Below are 6,165 nucleotides of genomic sequence, written 5' to 3'. Positions count from 1 at the left end.
CTGCGGTCAGCGTGGTCTTGCCGTGGTCAACGTGGCCAATCGTGCCGATGTTGACGTGCGGTTTTGTACGCTCAAACTTTTCCTTTGCCATTCCTCAGGCGCCCTTTTGCGATTTGGGGGACCCTTGGTCCCGTGGTTACATCTGCGCGCGCGAGATATTTGGTTCAAAGGGGAAAATCAAGCACATCCTGCGTTAAAACCCGTTTAGGATGCCGGATTTTGCGTGAGCTCGGTGGATTCCAGCGGTTGGATCAGGTCGGGACGCCTGTCGAACCAGCCATTGTCCTTGTGTTCTTCGGCCAACCACTCTTCGACCCGGTCGGCAACTTTCAGAGCCAGACCGCTCATCTGTTCTTCTCGGGTGCGTTCATGGCCCGACCCTTTCAGGGCGCTGCCCCCGGTCGTGTCTTCCAGAACCTGAAACTGCTTGCCCTTGGCCAGAAATTCTTTCTTGTTCACGTCGTACACGTTCACCAGAACGATAGCCGTGCTTTTCGGGTTATAGAGAACCGGCACGCCCGGAGGGGCCAGCATGTATCCTTCCAGGCTGATCCCGATGTCATATTCCTGAGCGCCTTCATAACGGCCCAACCGGATATTGACCGCGTTCTGGATCGCATCCTCCCACTCCTGCGGGGTTGCATCCCGCGACACCGGACCCTGCTTGGCTTTTTCAGCAAAAGCATAGTTCACGCGCAGTTTGAACTCCCCAAGGCTTTCGGGTTCCTCATAAACCTGCGTTTGCGTGCACGCGCCCATCAGGGCAAGTCCGGTGATCAGTGTCAGAATGCGCAACATGTCTCGTCTCGATAGGCCTGTTTTTCTTTGATCTAACGCACCGATACGGCCTGTGCCAAGCCGTATCGGCGGAATTTCACTGTTATGGCCGCCTGATCACGAAAACTTATAGTCACGCGGGAAGCCATAAGGCGGCTTTTTCCCGACACTTGCACGCTTGGCCAGCCATTGGCTCATGTCAGCCTCGTGGCGGGTCTTGTCGCCGCCCATGGACCATTTCAGTCCCTCTTCCCAGTTGAAAGTGGTAATGTCCGACAATCCACCATCCAACTCCAGAGTACCCTGTCGCCCACGCGCCATGTTGTACTTCTGCAGGCGCACACCCTTACCACGGGTCATCTCTGGTAGCTCTTCGGTTGGGAACACAAGGAACTTGCCGTTTTGCGACACGACGGCAACGTGATCGCCCGCAATCGGCTTACAGATCATCGCGGTCTCATCGCCTTTTACGTTCAGAACCTGTTTGCCGTTTCGGGTCTGGGCCAGAACGTCATCCTCGGGAACCATGAAGCCGTTGCCTGCGTCTGAAGCCACCAACAGCTTGCGCCCCGGCTTGTGGATCAGGATGTCGATGATCTGCGCCTCGTTCGGTAGATCAACCATCAGACGCAGAGGCTCACCCATACCACGCCCGCCCGGCAGGTTTGCGGCACTGACGGTGTAGAACCGGCCATTAGAGGCAAAAACCAGCAGACGGTCGGTCGTTTCTGCGTGGAAGATGAAACGCGGGCCGTCACCGTCTTTGAACTTCAGCTCGCGCTTCAGATCGATATGGCCGGTCATGGCACGAATCCAGCCCATCTGAGAGCAGACGACCGTGATCGGTTCCTTGTCGATCATTGCCTCAAGCGGCACTTCCTCGACCTGTCCGGCTTCGGCGAACTGGGTCCGCCGTGCGCCACCTTCGTAGTCTTTGCCGAAGGTTTTTTTGGTCTCTTTCAACTGCTCAGCGATCTTGGCCCATTGCAGGGCAGGATCGGCCAGCAGGTCTTCGAGATTGGCGCGTTCCAGCATCAGCTCATCGCGTTCGCGAACCAGTTCCATCTCTTCCAGACGGCGTAAGCTGCGCAGGCGCATGTTGAGGATGGCGTCGACCTGAACCTCTGACAACTCGCCCTCACCCGCTTTGGGTGAGACATAGTCGGATTCGTCGGTGGCGCGGACGTGGTCGATACCCCAATCCTCGCGCATCAGCGCGGCTTTGGGGTCGTCGTCGTAGCGGATGATATCGATCACACGGTCGAGGTTCAGGAAGGCAACGATAAAGCCCTCCAACACCTCAAGCCGGTGGTCGATCTTCGCCATGCGGTGACGCGAGCGACGGATTAGAACTTCTTGACGATGATCCAGGAAGGCGCGGAGCACTTCTTTCATCGAGCAGACCTTGGGCGTCACTCCGTCGATCAACACGTTCATGTTCAGGCTGAACCGCACCTCAAGGTCCGAGTTGCGGTATAGCATGCCCATAAGAACCTCAGGGTCCACGTTCTTGGAACGCGGCTCAAGGATCAGGCGAATATCATCGGCGGATTCGTCGCGCACATCGGCGAGGATCGGGATTTTCTTGGTCTGGATCAGTTCCGCGATCTTTTCGATCAGCTTGGATTTCTGAACCTGATAGGGAATCTCGGTGACGATGATCTGCCACTGGCCACGGCCCAGATCCTCGACTTCGTATTTACAACGCAGACGGAATGAACCACGCCCGGTGCGATAGGCCTGAGCAATGTTCTCGGGCGGCTCCACGATCACGCCGCCGGTCGGGAAATCCGGACCGGGCACGTAGTTCAACAACGTGTCATCGCGCGCATCGGGCGTCTTGATCAGGTGCAGACAAGCGTCACACAGCTCGGCAATATTGTGCGGCGGGATATTCGTCGCCATGCCCACCGCGATACCGCTGGCGCCATTGGCCAGCAGGTTCGGGAACTGCGCGGGCAGCACGACCGGCTCGGTCAGCGTGCCGTCATAGTTGTCACGGAAATCAACGGCGTCTTCGTTCAGACCCTCAAGCAGCGCTTCGGCCACGATGGTCATCCGCGCCTCGGTGTATCGCGAGGCCGCCGGGTTATCGCCGTCGATATTGCCGAAATTCCCCTGCCCGTCGACCAGCGGGTAGCGGACGTTGAAGTCCTGCGCCAGACGCGCCATCGCATCATAAATCGCTGCGTCACCATGCGGGTGATAGTTACCCATCACGTCGCCGGAAATCTTCGCAGACTTACGGAACCCTCCGGTTGCGCTGAGTCGCAGCTCTCTCATCGCATAGAGGATTCGCCGATGAACCGGCTTCAATCCGTCGCGCGCATCGGGCAACGCCCGGTGCATGATGGTGGACAGCGCATAGGTCAGATAGCGTTCGCCAATCGCGCGGCGCAGTGGCTCGGCTATCTCGCCCCCGTTCTCAGGGGTCTCCATATTGGGGTCGTCGATCGTATCGTTCATATATGATGTGATACGCCGCAAGAGCCCGCTGGTAAAGCAAGCACAGCATATTTTGCTGGGGACAAGTCGCGCTTTTTGCAACAGGGGGAGACAAGTCCCGGATTTCCCCGCTTTTTCGACTCATCACGCGAAATATGGTAGGATCTCATCAATTGAACTGCTGCCTATTTTTTGATGTTGCGATTACCGGGGGATGCGCCATGACGCGCCTGATACTTGTTACCTTTGCCATGCTTGGCTGGACCTTCTACGTGATGAGCGGAGGACCAGATTTTGAACCGCGCGGTATGCGCAGCGATCAACCACAACAAATTGCATCAGCGCCGAAGCCAAAACCGAAACCTCTGGTTGCTGCTCCGGCTGAAGAATTGGTTACTCGGGCTGCTCTGCGCCCCATCAAACCGGCTGAGCCACAAGCTGAACCAGAATCTCCTCTGAACGAGGCAGATACAGATGCGCTACTGTCGCAGGTAGCTTCGGGCCTGAGCACCAATCTGACGTTGTTCGATGATGATGGTGCTACGTTTACTCTGGCCTCGCTGGAACAGGGCGCCGCCGGTTTGCAACAAGTCGCCCCTGCGCCCCTAGACGAAACAGCCGAGACCCCCGTCCCCGCAGAACCGGAAAAAGATATACGTGAGGTATCGGGTACACGTGTGAACATGCGTGACGGCCCCGGAACGATCTATCCAATCATCGGCAAGGCAAGAATTGGCCAAAAAGTCGAAGTCCTAAGTGAATCCGGAACAGGTTGGCTGCGCCTGCGCGTGTTGCCAGAGCAACAGGTTGGCTGGATTTCGGCCTCACTGATCCGAAAAATCCCGAACTGACGCAGAGGTGACATTGCGCGACCGAAGACCTCGCAATAGCTATGAGCGAGGTACATCTTTGGGTAGGTCATGCAAAAATCCATCCTAATTACAGGCTGCTCTTCCGGAATCGGACTGGACGCGGCACACGGAATGCGTGCGCGCGGCTGGCGTGTTTTTGCCTCGTGCAGGCAGCAGCGCGATTGTGACCGCTTGCGGGCCCAAGGATTTGAAAGCCCTCGCATAGACTATACCGATACTGAGAGCATTACCTCAGGTTTGGCAGAGGTTATTGAGGCAACAGGCGGAACATTGGATGCGCTTTTCAACAATGGCGCGCACGGGCTGCCAGGGGCTGTAGAAGATGTTCCAACGGATGGACTACGCCACATCTTTGAAACAAATGTCTTTGGCTGGCACGAACTGACCCGCCAGGTTATTCCCGTTATGCGAGAACAAGGCCATGGTCGCATCGTGCAATGCTCTTCAGTACTTGGCCTTGTCGCGTTCCCTTGGCGCGGAGCCTATGTCGCGACCAAGTATGCCATCGAGGGTCTGACCGACACGATGCGATTGGAACTTCGGGACACAGGCATCAAGGTGATCCTGATCGAGCCTGGTCCAATCACGTCCAAACTGCGCGAAAAGGCAATTCCAGTCTTCGAACGCTTTATTGACTGGGAGTCTTCCGCTTTGCGCGACAAATATGAAGGCTCACTTCTCAAACGCCTTTACGAGGATTCGGGCCCGGACAAATTTGAATTGCCCGCTTCTGCCGTCACTGACAAGCTTGCCAAAGCGGTTGAAGCAAGGAACCCGAAGTCTCGCTACTACGTGACAACGCCTACATACATCGCCGGATACTTGCGACGTATCCTGCCGACCGGGGCGATCGACCGCATCCTTTCAGGCGTCTGAGACGAAATTACCTGTTCGCATTTTGCCCCATCAGGGCTAGATGAGGCCAAACGCAACAAAAACGCGGACGGTGGATTCATGGACCTTATGATGGTCGTCTTGTTGCTGGCCATGGCGGCAGTTGTCGTCGTGCTGGCATTGGGCATTGCCAATTTTGGCAAAGGTGGCATGGCAGCCGCCAAGAAAAGCAATAAGATGATGCAACTTCGCATTCTCTTTCAGTTCATTGCCGTGGTGCTGATCGTGCTCTACGTCTATCTGCGCGGACAGGGAGTGCAATAAGATGGTCGTACTGAACAAAATCTATACCCGCACGGGCGATGACGGAAAAACGGCACTGGGTAACGGTGAACGTGTCGCCAAGTATTCGGGGCGCGTGGCCGCCTATGGCACTGTCGATGAATTGAATGCTTTCGTCGGCGTTGCGCGTCTGGAAGCTGACGATGATTTTGATGCGGCACTGGCCCGTATCCAGAACGACCTGTTCGATCTTGGCGCAGATTTTTGCCGCCCCGACATGGAACAGGATGCCGAAGCGGACTACCCGCCCCTTCGCATCGTACCGACCCAGATCGACCGGTTGGAAGCTGAGATTGATACGATGAATGAAACGCTTGAACCGCTGCGTAGCTTTATTCTGCCCGGCGGATCAAAACTCGCCGCCCATCTTCATGTTTGCAGAACCGTGTCGCGTCGCGCTGAGCGTCTTGCCGTCGAACTGACCAACATGGAACCCGTCAACGCGGTGGCCGTGAAATACCTGAACCGCCTGAGCGACTGGTTCTTTGTTGCGGCACGTTGCGCCAATAACGGTGGGCGCGACGACGTGCTGTGGGTACCTGGAGCGAACCGCTGAAGACCCGGGTATGGCTCGCGTTTTTTGGAGCACTTGGAAAGACGTAAACTCCCACTCTGGTCTGGGCTGAACTACGATCAGAGCGCAGCCCGAAGGAAACTTTGTTTCGTGCCCCCACGTAAAAAATAACGAAACGCGACGTCCCGACGCCATGACGTGACGATTTTGCCCTGTTGCGGGGCCACATGACCCGTTATCTAAGCCAACGAGAGCATTGGTGGAGTCGCTACGCGGCTTACCGTTTTTGTAAGGAGCAAGCGCAGAAATGAAGGTACTCGTGCCTGTCAAACGCGTGATTGACTATAATGTGAAGGTTCGCGTGAAAGCGGACGGTAGCGG

The 6,165-nt window shown here is 56.4% G+C and carries 7 protein-coding genes; 4 read left to right on the top strand and 3 right to left on the bottom strand.

The window, feature by feature from the left end; genetic code table 11:
* The 3 genes from ACR0CW_RS22910 to parC all read right to left on the bottom strand — a co-directional run.
* Window positions 1–91: GTP-binding protein (locus ACR0CW_RS22910; RefSeq protein WP_215675807.1), on the bottom strand; the 91-nt coding region annotated here is incomplete at its 3' end.
* Window positions 92–204: 113 nt separating this feature from the next.
* A complete protein-coding gene (locus ACR0CW_RS22905; RefSeq protein WP_480789560.1) occupies window positions 205–798 on the bottom strand; it encodes a hypothetical protein in 594 nt (197 codons plus the stop codon).
* A gap of 96 nt (window positions 799–894) precedes the next feature.
* Entirely contained in the window at window positions 895–3,243 is a 2,349-nt protein-coding gene (gene parC / locus ACR0CW_RS22900) for a DNA topoisomerase IV subunit A (protein WP_480789559.1), read from the bottom strand.
* Between the two features lie 200 nt (window positions 3,244–3,443).
* Here parC and ACR0CW_RS22895 point away from each other — a divergent pair, with 200 nt between their 5' ends.
* The 4 genes from ACR0CW_RS22895 to ACR0CW_RS22880 all read left to right on the top strand — a co-directional run bounded on the left by ACR0CW_RS22895 (window position 3,444) and on the right by ACR0CW_RS22880 (window position 5,826).
* On the top strand, window positions 3,444–4,073 hold the full coding sequence (locus ACR0CW_RS22895; RefSeq protein WP_209015651.1) for an SH3 domain-containing protein: 630 nt from the start codon (window positions 3,444–3,446) through the stop codon (window positions 4,071–4,073).
* Between the two features lie 69 nt (window positions 4,074–4,142).
* A complete protein-coding gene (locus ACR0CW_RS22890) occupies window positions 4,143–4,970 on the top strand; it encodes an SDR family NAD(P)-dependent oxidoreductase (RefSeq protein ID WP_480745066.1) in 828 nt (275 codons plus the stop codon).
* Window positions 4,971–5,048: 78 nt separating this feature from the next.
* Window positions 5,049–5,252, top strand: coding sequence for a twin transmembrane helix small protein (locus ACR0CW_RS22885; RefSeq protein ID WP_155134799.1), 204 nt, complete (start codon window positions 5,049–5,051; stop codon window positions 5,250–5,252).
* Window position 5,253: 1 nt separating this feature from the next.
* Window positions 5,254–5,826 (top strand): cob(I)yrinic acid a,c-diamide adenosyltransferase, encoded by a 573-nt coding sequence (locus ACR0CW_RS22880; RefSeq protein ID WP_480789558.1) that lies wholly within the window; start codon window positions 5,254–5,256, stop codon window positions 5,824–5,826.
* The last annotated feature ends 339 nt before the right edge of the window (window positions 5,827–6,165 follow it).

This window comes from Ruegeria sp. CH6 (assembly GCF_056537005.1).
This window is presented reverse-complemented; position numbering and strand designations above follow the sequence as displayed.

Excerpts from the sequence above, each read along its gene's own strand:
- ACR0CW_RS22905 (WP_480789560.1), bottom strand. The coding sequence starts at position 798 with ATGTTGCGCATTCTGACACTGATCACCGGACTTGCCCTGATGGGCGCG.
- parC (WP_480789559.1), bottom strand. The coding sequence starts at position 3,243 with ATGAACGATACGATCGACGACCCCAATATGGAGACCCCTGAGAACGGG.
- ACR0CW_RS22895 (WP_209015651.1), top strand. The coding sequence starts at position 3,444 with ATGACGCGCCTGATACTTGTTACCTTTGCCATGCTTGGCTGGACCTTC.
- ACR0CW_RS22890 (WP_480745066.1), top strand. The coding sequence starts at position 4,143 with ATGCAAAAATCCATCCTAATTACAGGCTGCTCTTCCGGAATCGGACTG.
- ACR0CW_RS22885 (WP_155134799.1), top strand. The coding sequence starts at position 5,049 with ATGGACCTTATGATGGTCGTCTTGTTGCTGGCCATGGCGGCAGTTGTC.
- ACR0CW_RS22880 (WP_480789558.1), top strand. The coding sequence starts at position 5,254 with ATGGTCGTACTGAACAAAATCTATACCCGCACGGGCGATGACGGAAAA.